The following is a 14,654-nucleotide window of genomic DNA, read 5'->3' as shown; positions in this document are numbered from 1 at the left end:
GCGGAGGTTGTCGGTGGCCGGCCGACGGCGGTTTTAGATTTGCCGCTCGGGAAGCGGCGGAGCTTGTCGGTAGTCGACCGACAGCGAGTTCCTTTCTTGCTTGCCCAAGAAAGGAACCAAAGAAGGGCACGAGGGGCTTAGGCGGCCTGCCCGGGCTGCGCCCGGAGCGCGCTACGCGCGACGGCCGCTCGCGGGCGCTCCGCCCCGCGACCCCGGCTTGAGTCCGCTTCGCGGACCCGGCCCTGCGGGCCGGATTCTCTATCAGGATGGCCTGCGGCCAAATCCCCTGCGACCCCAGCGACGCCTCCGGTTGGCCTTCGGCCAAAGTCGGCGGCGCCCCGTCCACGGATCAGCGAACGAGCTTACAGCATCCCGCCTAGCGCCGCGCCGCGGGCGCAATGCCTCTGCCGGCGAGTCTCCGGAACCGTACCGGGAATGCTTCCGGGGAGACACGCGTAGCACACACACCATGCGCATGTTAGGAGCGCCGCCCACGGGCGGCGCTCCTTTTTGACAGGTCTCCTGTTCCCGTGTTGGGTGCGCCCGCAACCTGACCCCGCGTTTTGACTAGCAAAAGCGCGTGCGCCTCGCGGGAGGGAGCGGGCCGCCCCCTCCTGTGTGCCCGCCCCCAGCGGGTACCGCGGTACTTGCCTTATTGCCGCGGGAGGCTGGACGTGAGCGGTGGGGGGATTCTCAAGGGGGGCGAGCTTTGCGCCCGGCCTTCTTCAAGTGAGTCCCCCTTGAGCGCCCTTCTTCCGCCGACTTCTTGGGCGCGCAAGAAGTCGGCCCGCCCGCCGGGGCGGGACCCGGCAACCTATGCCGCCGAAGGCGGCACATCTGGAGCGCCCCGAAGGGGCGCGAAAAAAGCCCCGCCGGGCGCAGGGCGGAAAATCGAAAACCGCCGCGCGGCAAAACGCGCTTGTGATTCTTGCCGCCCACGGGCGGAAATTCCTGTGAAAGCTCCGCCGCCCACTGGGCGGCAATGAAAAGCGCCGCTGCAACAAAATCCGCTTGATAAATCGGGGTATAGCGAATATAATAGGAACGTTCAAACGAATTCCAGGGCGAAATTGGAGGCAGCTTATGGACAGCAGGGTAGACCGCTTTTTCCACGGCATCAAGGGCAAGAAAATCTCCGTCATCGGCATCGGCGTGAGCCACAGCGACCTCATCAGCCGGCTGAACGACTACGGCGCGAAGGTGACCGCGCACGACCGCCGCACCCGCGAAGAGGTGGGGGAGGCGATCTGCAACAATTTTGAGGCGCGCGGGGTCAAGCTCCGCCTCGGGGAGGACTATCTCGAAAACATCGACGCGGACATCGTCCTGCGCACGCCGGGGATGAAGTTCCACCACCCTGTGCTGGAGCGGCTGCGCCGCGACGGGGTCGCCGTCACGAGCGAGATGGAGCTCTTTTTCGACCTCTGCCCCTGCAAGACGATCGGCATCACCGGCAGCGACGGCAAGACGACCACCACCACGCTGATCGCCGAAATCCTCAAGGAGGCGGGCAGGCGGGTGCATGTGGGCGGCAACATCGGCCGCGCGCTCATGCCGCTCATCCGCGACATTCGCGAGGGGGACTTCGCGGTGGCGGAGCTGTCGAGCTTCCAGCTCATCTCGATGCGGGAGAGCCCCGACATCGCGGTGGTCACCAACATCACCCCCAATCATCTCGACGTGCACAAGGATATGCAGGAATATATCGACGCCAAGCGCAACATCTTCGCGCACCAGGGGGCGTTTTCCCGTACCGTGCTCGGCGTGGACAACGACGTCGCCGCCTCCTTCGCCAACCCCGAATGCGTGCGGGGCCAGCTCTTCGAGTTCTCGGTCAAGCGCCCGGTGCGCACCGGCGCGTTTCTCGGGGAGGACGGCATTATCTACATGTCGGTGAACGGCGAGCGCACCAAGATCATGCACGCCGCCGAGATCAAGCTCCCCGGCCTGCACAACATCGAAAACTACCTCGCCGCGATCTGCGCCACCTGGGGCTATGTCGACCGGGAGGCGATCTACAACGTCGCGGTCGAATTCGACGGGGTGGAGCACCGCATCGAGTTCGTCCGGGAGAAGGACGGGGTGCGCTGGTACAACGATTCGATCGCCACCACACCCACCCGCACGATCGCCGGGCTGGAGAGCTTTGACCAGAAGCTCGTCATCATCGCGGGAGGCTACGACAAAAAAATCCCCTTCGACCCGCTCATCCCCAAGCTGGTGGAACGGGTCAAGACGCTCATCCTGATCGGCGCGACCGCCGACACGATCGAGGCGGAGGTGCGCGCCTATCCGGGGTTCGACCCGGCGGAGCTCGCGATCCTTCGCGCCGGAAGCCTCGAGGAGGCGGTCAAAAAGGCGGCGGAGGCCGCCGGACCGGGCGACATCGTCTCGCTTTCGCCCGCCTGCGCGAGCTTCGACATGTTCCCCAATTACGGCACGCGCGGCCGCCGCTTCAAGGAACTCGTGAACGCGCTTTGAACGGAAAATGAGTTTGAAAATACAGGAGGTTCCCATGACCACCACGGAACAGATATTAACCCTCGCGGGCGCGCTCGGCGTGTCCGGCGGGGAGGATGGGGCGGTGGAAGCGGCGCGGCAAATGCTCGCGCCGCTCGGCGCATGTGAGCGCGCGCCGCTCGGCTCGCTGCTCTGCCGGATCAAGCCGGTCCCCGCCTCGGGCGAGCATGTGATGCTCACCGCCCACATCGACAGCGTCGGCATGATCGTCACCTACATCGACGACGGCGGCTTTCTGCGCGTCTCGAACGTCGGCGGCATCGACCGCGCGCTGCTGCTCGCGGCGCAGGTCGTCGTGCACACGGCAAAGGGCGAGCTGCCCGGCGTCGTCTGCACCGTGCCGCCCCACCTCAATTCCGACGACACCCACCTGCCCAAGATCGAGGACATTTCGATCGACGTGGGCCTTTCGGCCGAAGAAGCGCGGGAAAGGATCGCGCCGGGCGACCGCGTGACCTTCTGCTGTGAGGCGCGGGAACTGATGAACGGCCGGATCAGCACGCGTGCCGCCGACGACCGCGCCGGCTGCGCGGCGGTCATTTTGGCCGCGGAAAAGCTGGCGGGACGGGAGCTTTCCTGCGGGCTGTCCGTCGCGCTGACCACCCTCGAGGAGGTCGGCGGACAGGGCGCGGCCACCGCCGCGAACATCCTCTCGCCCACCCACGCGGTGGCGGTGGACGTCTCCTTCGGGCACGCGCCCGACTGCCCGCGCGCCAAGTGCGGCGAGATGGGCGGCGGCCCGATGGTCGGCGTCGCGCCGGTCATCGACAACGGCATGTCCTCCCGCCTGCGGGAGGTCGCCGTGCGGGAAAACATCCCCTTCCAGGTCGAGGTCATGGGCGGGAGCACCGGCACCGACGTCGACGGCATCGCCGTTTCGGGCGCGGGGGTGCGCTGCGCGCTTGTCTCGATCCCCCAGCGGTATATGCACACGCCGGTCGAGGTCGTCCACGTCTCCGACGTGGAGGCGGCCGCCGAATTGATCGCCGCCTATGTGGCGGACGCGTTTGGAGGTGTCCGGTGATGCTCTATGAGAACCTTGCCAAATTGAGCGCCCTTCCCGGCGTGTCCGGCTGCGAGGAGCCGGTGCGGTATGAAATCCTCAAAATGATCGAGGGGAAATGCATCTACAAGGTGGACGCGCTCGGCAACATCCTCGCCTTCAAAAAAGGGAGACAGGCCCCCGCCCATCCGCTCCTCTTTTCGGCCCACATGGACGAGGTGGGGCTGATCATCACCTGGGTGGAGGAGAGCGGCCTGCTCAAATTCACCACCGTGGGCGGCATCGACCGCCGGGTGCTCCCCGGCAAATCGGTGCGCATCGGGGAGACCTTCGGCGTGATCGGCTCCAAGGCGGTGCACATGAAGTCCGCCGACGAGCGGGACAAGGCCCCCGAGCCCGACGCGCTCTTCATCGACATTGGCGCGAAGGACCGCGACGACGCGTTTACCCGTGTCGCACTGGGGGACCGCGCGGTCTTCACCTCCCAATACACCGCCTTCGGGGACGGCTTCCTGCGCGGGCGGGCGCTCGACGACCGGGTCGGCTGCGCGCTGCTCGTCGAACTGATTGGGTCGGAGCTTGCCTACGACACCCATTTCGCCTTCACCGTACAGGAGGAGACGGGCACGACGGGCGCGCGCACCGCGGCCTATCAGGCGGGTGCGGAGATCGCGGTCGCCGTCGAGACGACGACCGCCTGCGACATCCCCGGCACCCCGCCCGAAAAGGTGGTCTGCTCCCTGAAAAAAGGCCCCGTCCTATCCTTCATGGACAAGGGTACCGTCTACGACATGGACCTCTACCGCCGCGCGCTCGCTGCGGCGAAGGCGGGCGGCATCGCCTGCCAGCCCAAGGAGGGCGTCTACGGCGGCAACGAGGCGCGGTCGGTCCAGGTCGCGGGCAGGGGCGCGCGGGTGCTCGCCGTGTCGGTGCCCTGCCGCTATCTGCACACCCCCTCCTGTGTCGTCAACCGGTTCGACGTGGACGAGACGCTCCGGCTGCTCGGCGCGCTGGCCGCCGATTTCGGCGGATGATCCGCTATGCCGGTGGCGAATGGGCGGCTCTTTTTGAGGCGTCGGTTGGCAAATTCGGTATATTTGGAACAAAAATATACTCGCAGTATCAAACCTATGGCCTTTCGGACGGGGTGCTCGACCTCTGGCTGCTGCTTGACGGGGACCGCGCCGTGGGCGCGGTGTCCCGGCTGGACGGCGCCGTCACCCTCGCGGCGGACGCCGCGGCCGATGTGGACGAGCTAGCCGCCTTCCTCGCGGCCGTCGGCTGCCGCTCCTACGAGGGGGAGCGGGCGCTCTGCGAACGGGTGAACGCCGTGATTCGCGGCGGGCTTCGCTCGTCGCGAATCCTGCGGTGGGGCGGGCGTTCCGCCCCGGCGGACACCCGCCCCGCCGCGGCCGCGCCCTGCGCGGACGGCGTTCCCCCGGGGACTGCCGCGCCCGCCGAGGACCTGGGAGCCGTCTATGCGCTGCTCTGCGCGGCCGACCCGGCGTTCACCGCGCGCACCGATTACGCCGCGTGGCTCACCGAGGTTTCCCACAAGCGGCGGCACGGACTGGCGGATATTTACATACTAGAAGTAGATGAGCGTATCGTTTCAACAATTGGTATTTACTTTAAGGACGCCTCCCGCGCGATTCTGGCGGGTTTGGCGACCGATCCGGCCTGCCGGGGGCGGGGCTATGCCCGCCGGATGATGGCGCACGCGACAAATGCCGCGCTTGCGCAGGGCCTCGAGCCCTGGCTGCTGACCGCGGAGGACGGGATCGCGGCCTTCCACCGCGCCTGCGGCTATGAGGACGCGGGCTTATGGTCTAAAGGGAACTTTCGAGAAAGTTCCCTTTAGAATCCTTCAAAGCTTTTGGCGCAGGCAGGGCGCGGGGGTTCTCCGCACGCTCGTACCGTGCGGCGGAACTGAGGCGGTCGGGGGACGAGGCTGGCTATTAACGTGAGGCGCGCCCGAATGAAAAGTTTTAGAAGGGTTCCCTGGTGCGGTCGGGGGGTGCGGTCGGTTTTCGGGACGAGATACGCCCGAATAAAACGTTTTGAAGGGGGGCTAGGGGAAACTTTCTCAAAAGTTTCCCCCGGAGGTATGGTTGAACAGTTTTTTCACATCGATCCATCTATCGCGCGGATGGCGGAAGAGGCGGAGGAGACCTGCCGCGAGGCGTTCGCGCGCATCGACGGCAACGCGGAGTATAACGGCATGAAGGTGCTCTCCGCCTTCATCGAAAACAACGTGAGCGAGAGCCACTTTGCGGGCACAACCGGCTACGGCTACGACGACCGGGGCCGCGAGGTGCTCGACCGGGTGCTGGCGCGGGTGATGGGGACGGAGGACGCGCTCATCCGGCACAATTTCGTCTCGGGCACCCACGCGATCACGACCGCGCTCTTCGGGGTGCTGCGGCCGGGCGACCGGATGGTGTCGCTGACCGGACTGCCCTACGACACCCTCCAGCCGGTGATCGGCATTGTGCCGGGCGGGCACGGTTCGCTCAAGGAGTTCGGCATCCGCTACGAGCAGCTCGACCTGCTGCCCGACGGGTCCCCCGACTACGCGCGTATGGCGGCCGCGGTGAAGGGGGCGAGGATGGCGTATTTGCAGCGGTCGCGCGGCTATTCGCTGCGGGAATCGCTGAGCGTCGCGCAGATCGAAAAGATTGCGGGCATCGTGCGGGAGGCCAACCCCGGCGCGCTGATCGTCGTGGACAACTGCTATGGGGAGTTCGTTGAGCGCCGCGAGCCGACGCAGGCGGGCGCGGACCTCGTCATCGGCTCGCTCATCAAGAATCCGGGCGGCGGAATCGCCAAGACGGGCGGCTATATCGCGGGGCGCGCCGACCTGATCGAGCAGTGCGCCTGCCGGCTGACCGCGCCGGGCGTCGGCAAGGAGGTCGGCTGCACCCTCGGGCAGCTGCGCGGGATGTTCATGGGACTCTTCTTCGCGCCCACCGTGGTGGCCGCCGCGCTGAAGACCGCCGTCTTCTCCGCGGCGCTCTTCGAGCGGCTCGGCTTCGAGGTCTATCCGCATTTTGACGCGCCGCGCACCGACATCATCCAGGCGGTGAAGCTCGGCACGCCCGAGGGGCTTTCCGCCTTCTGCCGCGGGGTGCAGAAGGGCGCGCCGGTCGACGCGTTCGTCACCCCCGAGGCGTGGGACATGCCCGGCTACGACAGCAAGGTCATCATGGCCGCGGGCGCGTTCACGATGGGCGCGTCGATCGAGCTCTCCGCCGACGGGCCGATGCGCGAGCCCTATGCCGCGTGGCTTCAGGGCGGGCTCACCTGGCCGAGCGGCAAGACGGGCGCGATTCTCGCGGCGCAGTCGCTGCTCGAATCGGGCGTGCTCCGAAGGGACGGTTGACAAGCCGCGATGCGGAATGGTATCATGATTCTGCCGCCGTTCGGCGGCGCCGCGCGGGTATGGCGGAATTGGCAGACGCGCAGGATTTAGGATCCTGTGCCGCAAGGCGTAAGGGTTCGACCCCCTCTACCCGCACCATGACTGACACCCTAAAAAACCAGTGCGTATGCGCTGGCTTTTTAGCTGGTGGAAGGGATGCCATGACGAAATGGATTTCGTCGTGTAAAGGCAAATAAAAACAACCAGTCCTGGGACTGGTTGTTTTTATTTGCCGCCGGGCCTGCGGTCAGGCGGTTCAGACGCGTTCCCACAGCAGGCGGTTGTCCTCGAACCGCGCGGCGACCAGCCCCTCGTCACAGAGGTAGCTGAGATAGGAGCGCACCGTGCTGCCCACGAGGACATACTGGTTGAAATCCATCGTGAGCCCATAGGCGGAGAACACCTCCCGGATGACCTCGTCGGGCGTGCGGGGCTCGGCGCAGATGGCGAGCACCCGTCCGGCGATCTCCTGGACCTTGGCGCGGTTGACTGCGGCGAGCGGGCGGATATCCTCCGCCGCGGGGGCGTGCGCGGGGACGAAGAGCTTTGCCTCGAGCGTCTCCACCCAGTCGAGCGTCTCGAGGTAGGCGCGCACGTCGTAGATGAAACCGACGTGGTATTTTTCGAGGACCGCCTCCCCGGAGAGGCAGTCGGCGAGGAAACAGACGCCGTCGGGCGTGCGAAAGCCGACCATCCCGAAGAAATGTCCCGGCAGCGGGAAAACCTCAAGTCCTTCGGGCAGCGGGGCGCCCTCGATGGGGGAGGGCGCGCTCTCCTGCGCCATCAAAAACTTGTTGCAAAGCGCCTTGCAGGGATACCCGCCGTAGAGGAAGGAGGGCTCGAGCCGCGGGGCGCGGATCAAGGCGTTTTCCGCGGGCGTCGAATAGACGGGGCAGTGGTACCGGTCCTGCAAAAACCGGTTCCCGCCGATGTGGTCCGCGTTCGAGTGGGTGTTGAGGATGCCCGCCAGCGTCCAGCCGTTGGCGTCGAGCAGCTTGCGCACCCTGCGCCCCGCGTCCTTGTCGCTGCCGCTGTCGATCAGCCACGCGCCGTCCTCCGCGAGAAAAAGCCCCATCTTCGCGGGACAGTCAATGTACCACGTCCGCTCCCCCGCCCGGATCAGTTCATACATGCCGACCCCTCCTTCCGGATGATGACCCCATTCTACCACAAAAGCGAGGCGGCCGGAAGTCCCATCCGGCCGCCTCTGCTGGGGTGCTGTTATTCCCCCGAAAAGAGGGGGGTGGAGAGATAGCGGTCGCCCGTGTCGGGCAGCAGAACGACGATCGTCTTTCCGCTGTATTCGGGACGGCGCGCGAGCTGCGCCGCCGCCCACACCGCCGCGCCCGACGAGATGCCCACGAGCACCCCCTCCCGCCGCGCGATCTCCCGCCCGGCGGCAAACGCGTCCTCGTTTTCGACGGTGATGATCTCGTCGTAGGCCGCCGTGTTGAGGGTGTCGGGGACGAAGCCGGCGCCGATGCCCTGGATTTTGTGGGGGCCGGCGCTTCCGCCCGAGAGGACGGGGGAGCCGGACGGCTCCACCGCGACGATCCGGACCGCCGGGTTCTTCGATTTGAGGTACTCGCCGACGCCGGTGATCGTGCCGCCGGTGCCGATGCCCGCGACGAAGACGTCCACCTCGCCGCCGGTGTCCTCCCAGATTTCCGGGCCGGTTGTGGCGCGGTGCGCGGCGGGGTTCGCGGGGTTTTCAAACTGCCCGGGGATAAAGGAATTCGGGGTCGCGGCGGCGATCTCCTGCGCCTTTGCGATCGCGCCCTTCATGCCGAGCGCGCCGTCGGTGAGCACCAGCTCGGCGCCGTAGGCCTTCAGCAGGCTGCGCCGCTCGACGCTCATCGTCTCGGGCATCGTCAGGATGACGCGGTAGCCGCGCGCCGCGCCCGCCGCCGCCAGCCCGATGCCGGTGTTGCCGCTCGTGGGCTCGACGATCACCGAGCCCTCCCCGAGCCGCCCGGCCCGCTCCGCCTCGTCAAGCATCGCCTTGGCGATGCGGTCCTTGACCGAACCCGCCGGGTTCAGGTATTCCAGCTTTGCAAGCAGCCGCGCGCCGAGGTTCTCCCGGCGTTCGTAATTCGTCAGTTCAAGCAGCGGGGTTCCGCCGACCAGTTCGGTCATGCTGCGATAGATCTTTGCCATATCCAGTCCCTCCTGAAGGTGTGTTGCGGAATTCATTTAATTCCTATGTGTTTAGTATGAAATTAGTATAGCGGGAGAACGCCGGTTTGTCAACCCCCGGATGGGAGATTTTTCAGATCACGTAGTCGTTGCCCGCCTTTGCCCGCTGGATCTCTGCGAGGTCGGCCAGCGTCATGCCGTCCACCGTCTCGTTGATCGCGCGGGAGAGCCGTTCCCACAGCACGAGGGTCGCGCATTCTCCCGCGCGCGCGCAGGCGTTGGGGGAGTCGTCCAGGCAGGCCACCGGCGCGAGACTCCCCTCGATCGTCCGCAGGATTTCCCCCGCCGTGTAGTCCGCCGGGGCCTTCGAGAGCCGGTAGCCCCCCTGCGGGCCGCGCACGCTGCGCACAAGCCCCGCCCGGCCGAGCACCGTGACGATCTGTTCGAGGTATTTGACCGAGATCTCCTGCCGGGCCGAAATGTCCCGCAGGGAAATGTATTCTCCCGTGTCGTGCAGCGCAAGATCGAGCATGAGCCGCAGCGCGTAGCGTCCTCTTGTTGATATCTTCACGGCCATCCCTCCATTCCTCTGTCATTATACGCCCCCCGGGGGACTTTGAAAAGTCCCCTCAACTTGCCGAAAAAGTTTTTTCGGCAAGTTGAGGGGCCCGCTGCGGCGGGTTTATCCGCTCGCTCAACGTGCGGTAGGAACCTACGGTTTCCCCCCACACGCCCCCCTCCCTGTTTCCGTCTGACCGGCAGCCGCCGCCCGCGCCGCTTGCATCCCCGGGGAAAAGGCGGTATGATGATACCATTCCAAAAAAACGGAGGACGCCTATGCTCATCGCCGACCTGCACATCCACTCAAAGTATTCCCGCGCGACCAGCGGGGAATGCGTGCCGGAACATCTCGACCTGTGGGCCCGCCGCAAGGGGATCGGGCTTCTGGGCACGGGGGATTTCACCCACCCCGCCTGGCGGCAGGAGCTGCGGGACAAGCTCGTCCCGGCGGAGGAGGGGCTCTACACTCTCCGCGAGGGACTGCATGTGGAGGGCGCCGCGGGAACGGAGCGCCCCCGGTTCGTCGTCACGGGGGAGATCAGCTCGATCTATAAAAAGGACGGCCGGGTGCGCAAGGTCCACAACCTCATCCTCCTGCCCGGCCTCGAGGCGGCGGAGGCCCTCTCGAAAAAGCTCGAGGCGATCGGCAACATCCACTCGGACGGGCGGCCGATTCTCGGGCTGGACAGCCGCGACCTGCTGGAGATCACGATGGAAACCTGCCCCGAGGCGGTCTTTATCCCCGCGCACATCTGGACGCCCCATTTTTCCCTCTTCGGGGCGTTTTCCGGCTTCGACACGATCGAGGCCTGCTTCGGCGACATGACCCCCCATATCCACGCGGTCGAGACGGGGCTTTCCTCCGATCCGCCGATGAACTGGCGGCTGTCGGCGCTCGACCGCTACGCGCTCGTCTCCAATTCGGACGCGCACTCCCCCTCCAAGCTCGGGCGGGAGGCCAACCTGCTGGAGATCGAGCCCTCCTATCCCGCGCTGGCCTCGGCGCTGCGCGGGCGCGGCGCGCCCGGCTTTCGCGGGACGGTCGAGTTCTTTCCCGAGGAGGGCAAGTACCACTTCGACGGGCACCGCAATTGCAAGCTCTGCCTGCGCCCGGGCGACACCCCGGCCGACGGGCGCTGCCCCGTCTGCGGCGGCAAGCTGACGATCGGCGTGCTCCACCGGGTGGAGGAGCTCGCCGACCGGGAGGAGGGCTTCGTTCCGCAGGATTCGGTCCCCTTCCAGAGCCTCGTGCCCCTGCCCGAGGTGATCGCCGCCTGCACCGGCTTCGGACCGGCGAGCGGCCGGGTGACGGCCCGCTACGAGGCGCTTCTGCGCGAGCTCGGCCCCGAATTCACCATCCTGCGGGAGGTCCCGGAGGAGGAGATCGGCCGGGTGGCGGGCCCGGCGGTGGCCGAGGGGGTGCGCCGGATGCGGCGCGGTCAGGTGGAGCTCTCCCCCGGCTACGACGGGGAGTATGGGAAGATCAAGCTGCTCGACCCGCAGGAGATTGAGACGCTCGCGGGGCAGATGAGCCTGTTCGGGTCGTCGTCCCGGCCCGCGCCCAAAATGAAAGCGCCCGCCGCGCCGCGGCCTGCCCGCGCGGCCAAAAAGGCGGAGGAGGTCTCCGCCGCCCCACCGGAGGGCGGGGCGCTCGCGGGGCTCAACGAGGAGCAGCGCGCGGCGGTCACGGCGGCGGAACCCGCCGTGGCGGTCGTCGCGGGGCCCGGCACCGGCAAGACCAAGACGCTCGTCGCCCGCGTCGCGTGGCTCGTCGGGCAGGGGGTCAAGCCCGCGCAGATCACCGCCGTCACCTTCACCAACAAGGCGGCGGGGGAGATGCGCGAACGGCTCGAGGCCCTCTTCGGCAAGCGCGCCGTGCGCGCGATGACGATCGGCACCTTCCACGCCATCTGCCTGCGGCTGCTCTCCGAGCGGGGGCCGGTCTCGCTGATCGGGGAGGGGGAGGCGCTCGCCGCCGCCTCGGAGGTGACCGGCGCGCTCGACCTGCGGCTCTCCGCGCGGAAGCTCGTGCAGGAGGTCTCCCGCCGCAAGGGCGGGCTGCCCGCCGACGGGTCGGTCCCGGTCGAGGCGTGCGAACGCTACTGCGAACTGCTGAAGGAAGCGGGCGTGCGCGACTACGACGATCTGCTGCTGGACGCCTACGACCTTTTCGTTCACGGGGAGGCCACGGCGAAGGAGCGGCGCGCCTTCACCCACCTGCTCGTGGATGAGTTCCAGGACGTGAGCGACGTGCAGTACCGGCTGGTGCGCGCCTGGAGCGGGGAGAGCGCCGGGGTATTCGTCATCGGCGACCCCGACCAGTCGATCTACGGCTTCCGTGGGTCGGACGCCCGGTGCTTCGCGCGCTTTGCCGCCGACTGGCCCGCCGCGAAGACCGTCGTCCTCACCCGCAACTACCGCTCCACCCCGCAGATTCTGCGGGCGTCCCTGCCGGTCATCTCCAAAAACGGGGGCCCGGAACGGACGCTTGAGGCCCAGCGGCCGGACGGCGGCCCCGTGCGGCTCGTCATGGCGGCGGACGAATTTTCAGAAGCGATCTTTGTGGCCAAGGAGATCAACCGGCTGGTGGGCGGCATCGACATGCTTGACGCACAGGGTGGCGGGAGCGCGCAGCCCCGGGGCTTTTCCGACTTTGCAGTCCTCTACCGGACCCACCGGCAGGCCGAGGCGCTGGAAAAATGCCTCGGCATCGAAGGGATTCCCTACCTTGTCGCCGGGCGGGACAAGCTCCTGTCCGACGGGCTGGTGCGGGGCGCGGTCGGCTTTTTCCGGGGCCTTTGCGGCTCTGCCGATCCCTTCTCCCTGCGCGCCTGCCTGACCGAATCGCTCGGCTGTGAAAGGGCTGCGGCGGACGCCTTCCTGCGGACGGCCGCCGGGGCGGTGGCCGATTCCCCGGCGCGGCTGCTGGAACTGCTCCCGCCAGCGCTCGCGGCGGCGGAACCGCTTGTCCGCTGGGCGGAGCTGGCGGAAAAATATCTGCCGCGCGCCCGGCGGGAAAAGCCCCGCCGCCTGCTCGAGGACTGGATCGGGGACACCGGACATTCCTCCCCCGCCATGGAACGGCTTCTAAACATGGCGGTGCTCCACGCCGACATGCCCGCCTTCCTCCTGAACCTCACCCTCGGCGAAGAACGGGATGTGGCGCGCAGCGGTAGCCGCTCCTACCTCTCCGACGCGGTCACCCTGCTCACCCTGCACGGCGCGAAGGGGCTCGAATTCCCCGTCGTCTTTCTCTGCGGCGCAAAGCGCGGCGTGCTCCCCCTCGACTCGCCCGGCCGCGAGAACGATCCCGCCGAGGAGCGCCGGCTCTTCTACGTCGGCATGACCCGCGCCAGGGAGGAGCTTGTCCTGCTCTGCCCGGGCGAGCCCTCCCCCTTCCTCGCGGACATCCCCGCGGACCAGCTCGCACACAGCCACGCCACCCCGGCGCGCCGTCCCGCGCCTGGCGGCGTGCAGCTGAGTTTTTTCCAGGGGAACTTTTGAAAAAGTTCCCCTGGACCCCTCAAAACGTTTGGTTCAGGCCGGCCGCGCCGGCACTTACCGTTCCCTTCGTTGGGAGCGCCCGCAACCTGAATTGAGCCCTCAGCTAGTGTACCTATGGGGAGTGACGGCAACCGGCGGGTTATGGCAAGGTACTCCCGGAGATCCCTAAGAACCCGGCGGAGGGTTCTTAGGCGGACTTTTGGTTCCTTTTCGTCCGTCCGAAAAGGAACCCGTGGCGCGCGGCGGAACGCGCTCGTGATTCTTACCGCTTTTTAAGCGACAATTCCCGTCCAAGCTCCGCCGGGCGCAGCACGGCAAATCCAAAACCGCCCGCCGGGAGGCGGTCACCGATCCTCGACGATCATGGTCTGGAGCGCGTCGGGGGAGGTATCCCGGCTGAAGATGTACAGGGTATAGGTGGCGTTGGGGCGGATGGTGACGAAGGTGGACACCAGCGCCTGCGGCAGTTCAAAGACGGTGACGCCGCCGTCGAGCGTTTCGATGTCCGCCATACGCGGCTCGGGGCGCAGGTTTGTCTCGGCGATGTCGATCTGGTAGTCGCCCGGGCGGATGCGTTTGAAGGAGGTAACCTCCTTGAAGCGCACGTCGCTGTAGATCACGCGCCCGTCACCGAGCAGGATGTCGACCGGATTGCTGTAGTAAGCCAGGTTGCACGCCCGGAAGCAGGACATCGAGGCGGGCCGCGCGCAGGAGGTGTCGGAAATCTGCAGGAGGTCGAGGCCGCTGGCGGAGTTGATGACGGTGATCGTCACGTTGTCGTCCGCCTTGAAAGGGATGGATTTCTGGAGATAGACATAGCCGTTCGTGCCGGTAACCGTCACGGTCTGGAACCCGTTGGACACCCTGCCGTAAGGGGTGAGGGAGGTAAAGCCGAGGCCGTTGACGATGAAGCGGTTGTTGATGAAGATGCGGAAGGGCCGGTAGCCGAAGGCGGCGTTGAGGAAGCGGACCTTTCCGAATCTGCCCGCTCCGCAGTAAAAGCAGGGAGGATTCGGCGCCGGCAGGATGGGGATCGTCTGTCCCGGACGGCCGGGTGCGACGGGTCCGCCCTCCCCGGGGTTGGGCAGCGGCACGACGGGGAAGTTTCCGCCGGGACCGGGCGCGACCGGGCCGCCTTCGCCCGGGTTGGGCAGCGGGATGGAAGGGGTATCGCCGCCGAAAACGGGACCGCCCTCGCCGAAATCGGGGAGCGGCAGGGCGGGCGCGTCGCCCGGTGCAACCGGGCCGCCCTCCCCGGGATTGGGCAGCGGCGCGACCGGGATGTTCCGGTCGGAATATCCGCCCATGTTGTCGGATGAATACATGTTGATCCATCTCCTTTCACGATTTCTACCATACTATTAAAAAGCCGGGCCTCCGGTGATTCTTCCGGGGCCCGTTTGCCCGCCGGGGAGAAAAACGCCCCGCGCGGACGCGGACGAAAAAAGGGGGGCGCGCTGCCAAAACGGACCGCGCCCCCCCGAAAGAACCGGCGAAACGGGAAAAAAC

Annotated in this window: 10 protein-coding genes and 1 tRNA gene; 7 read left to right on the top strand and 4 right to left on the bottom strand. The window is 67.0% G+C overall.

Features of this window, described 5'->3' with window-relative positions; translation table 11 throughout:
- Positions 1-1,083 precede the first annotated feature (1,083 nt).
- From murD to RCI06_RS03765, 6 genes are all read left to right on the top strand, one after another.
- Positions 1,084-2,481 carry a UDP-N-acetylmuramoyl-L-alanine--D-glutamate ligase gene (gene murD, locus RCI06_RS03790; protein ID WP_306574388.1) on the top strand — a complete coding sequence of 466 codons (1,398 nt, stop codon included), beginning with the start codon at positions 1,084-1,086 and terminating at the stop codon, positions 2,479-2,481.
- Positions 2,482-2,515: 34 nt separating this feature from the next.
- A complete protein-coding gene (locus RCI06_RS03785) occupies positions 2,516-3,544 on the top strand; it encodes a M42 family metallopeptidase (protein ID WP_306574386.1) in 1,029 nt (342 codons plus the stop codon).
- Positions 3,544-4,557 carry a M42 family metallopeptidase gene (locus RCI06_RS03780; protein ID WP_306574383.1) on the top strand — a complete coding sequence of 338 codons (1,014 nt, stop codon included), beginning with the start codon at positions 3,544-3,546 and terminating at the stop codon, positions 4,555-4,557. The genes RCI06_RS03785 and RCI06_RS03780 overlap by 1 nt, the downstream gene beginning before the upstream one ends.
- Positions 4,558-4,670: 113 nt before the next feature.
- A complete protein-coding gene (locus RCI06_RS03775) occupies positions 4,671-5,384 on the top strand; it encodes a GNAT family N-acetyltransferase (protein ID WP_306574381.1) in 714 nt (237 codons plus the stop codon).
- Between the two features lie 246 nt (positions 5,385-5,630).
- Entirely contained in the window at positions 5,631-6,905 is a 1,275-nt protein-coding gene (locus tag RCI06_RS03770; RefSeq protein WP_306574380.1) for a methionine gamma-lyase family protein, read from the top strand.
- 53 nt (positions 6,906-6,958) lie between these two features.
- Positions 6,959-7,043: transfer RNA gene (locus tag RCI06_RS03765), tRNA-Leu, on the top strand.
- Between the two features lie 157 nt (positions 7,044-7,200).
- On the opposite strand, the gene RCI06_RS03760 is transcribed toward RCI06_RS03765, so the two are convergent.
- From RCI06_RS03760 to RCI06_RS03750, 3 genes are all read right to left on the bottom strand, one after another.
- Positions 7,201-8,076: an MBL fold metallo-hydrolase gene (locus tag RCI06_RS03760; protein WP_306574378.1), complete on the bottom strand. Its 876-nt coding sequence runs from the start codon at positions 8,074-8,076 to the stop codon at positions 7,201-7,203.
- An 89-nt stretch (positions 8,077-8,165) separates the two neighbouring features.
- The gene (gene cysK, locus RCI06_RS03755) at positions 8,166-9,101 is read right to left on the bottom strand and encodes a cysteine synthase A (RefSeq protein ID WP_306574375.1); all 936 of its coding nucleotides are present in this window, start codon (positions 9,099-9,101) and stop codon (positions 8,166-8,168) included.
- Positions 9,102-9,213: 112 nt separating this feature from the next.
- On the bottom strand, positions 9,214-9,657 hold the full coding sequence (locus RCI06_RS03750; RefSeq protein ID WP_373690841.1) for an Rrf2 family transcriptional regulator: 444 nt from the start codon (positions 9,655-9,657) through the stop codon (positions 9,214-9,216).
- Between the two features lie 260 nt (positions 9,658-9,917).
- Here RCI06_RS03750 and RCI06_RS03745 point away from each other — a divergent pair, with 260 nt between their 5' ends.
- Positions 9,918-13,145, top strand: a complete 3,228-nt coding sequence (locus RCI06_RS03745; protein WP_306574372.1) for a UvrD-helicase domain-containing protein — start codon at positions 9,918-9,920, stop codon at positions 13,143-13,145.
- 344 nt (positions 13,146-13,489) lie between these two features.
- Here the strand turns inward: RCI06_RS03745 and RCI06_RS03740 are convergent, their stop codons facing one another.
- The gene (locus RCI06_RS03740; RefSeq protein WP_306574369.1) at positions 13,490-14,470 is read right to left on the bottom strand and encodes a DUF4397 domain-containing protein; all 981 of its coding nucleotides are present in this window, start codon (positions 14,468-14,470) and stop codon (positions 13,490-13,492) included.
- Positions 14,471-14,654 lie beyond the last annotated feature (184 nt).

The sequence above is a fragment of the Anaerotruncus massiliensis (ex Togo et al. 2026) genome, assembly GCF_030825285.1.
Taxonomy (GTDB): domain Bacteria; phylum Bacillota; class Clostridia; order Oscillospirales; family Ruminococcaceae; genus Anaerotruncus; species Anaerotruncus massiliensis.
The sequence above is the reverse complement of the archived record's forward strand: the minus strand, read 5'-3'. Positions and strand labels throughout refer to the sequence as shown.

Coding starts and splice junctions, on each gene's coding strand:
- murD (WP_306574388.1), top strand. CDS start 1,084: ATGGACAGCAGGGTAGACCGCTTTTTCCACGGCATCAAGGGCAAGAAA.
- RCI06_RS03785 (WP_306574386.1), top strand. CDS start 2,516: ATGACCACCACGGAACAGATATTAACCCTCGCGGGCGCGCTCGGCGTG.
- RCI06_RS03780 (WP_306574383.1), top strand. CDS start 3,544: ATGCTCTATGAGAACCTTGCCAAATTGAGCGCCCTTCCCGGCGTGTCC.
- RCI06_RS03770 (WP_306574380.1), top strand. CDS start 5,631: ATGGTTGAACAGTTTTTTCACATCGATCCATCTATCGCGCGGATGGCG.
- RCI06_RS03760 (WP_306574378.1), bottom strand. CDS start 8,076: ATGTATGAACTGATCCGGGCGGGGGAGCGGACGTGGTACATTGACTGT.
- cysK (WP_306574375.1), bottom strand. CDS start 9,101: ATGGCAAAGATCTATCGCAGCATGACCGAACTGGTCGGCGGAACCCCG.
- RCI06_RS03750 (WP_373690841.1), bottom strand. CDS start 9,657: ATGGCCGTGAAGATATCAACAAGAGGACGCTACGCGCTGCGGCTCATG.
- RCI06_RS03745 (WP_306574372.1), top strand. CDS start 9,918: ATGCTCATCGCCGACCTGCACATCCACTCAAAGTATTCCCGCGCGACC.
- RCI06_RS03740 (WP_306574369.1), bottom strand. CDS start 14,470: ATGTATTCATCCGACAACATGGGCGGATATTCCGACCGGAACATCCCG.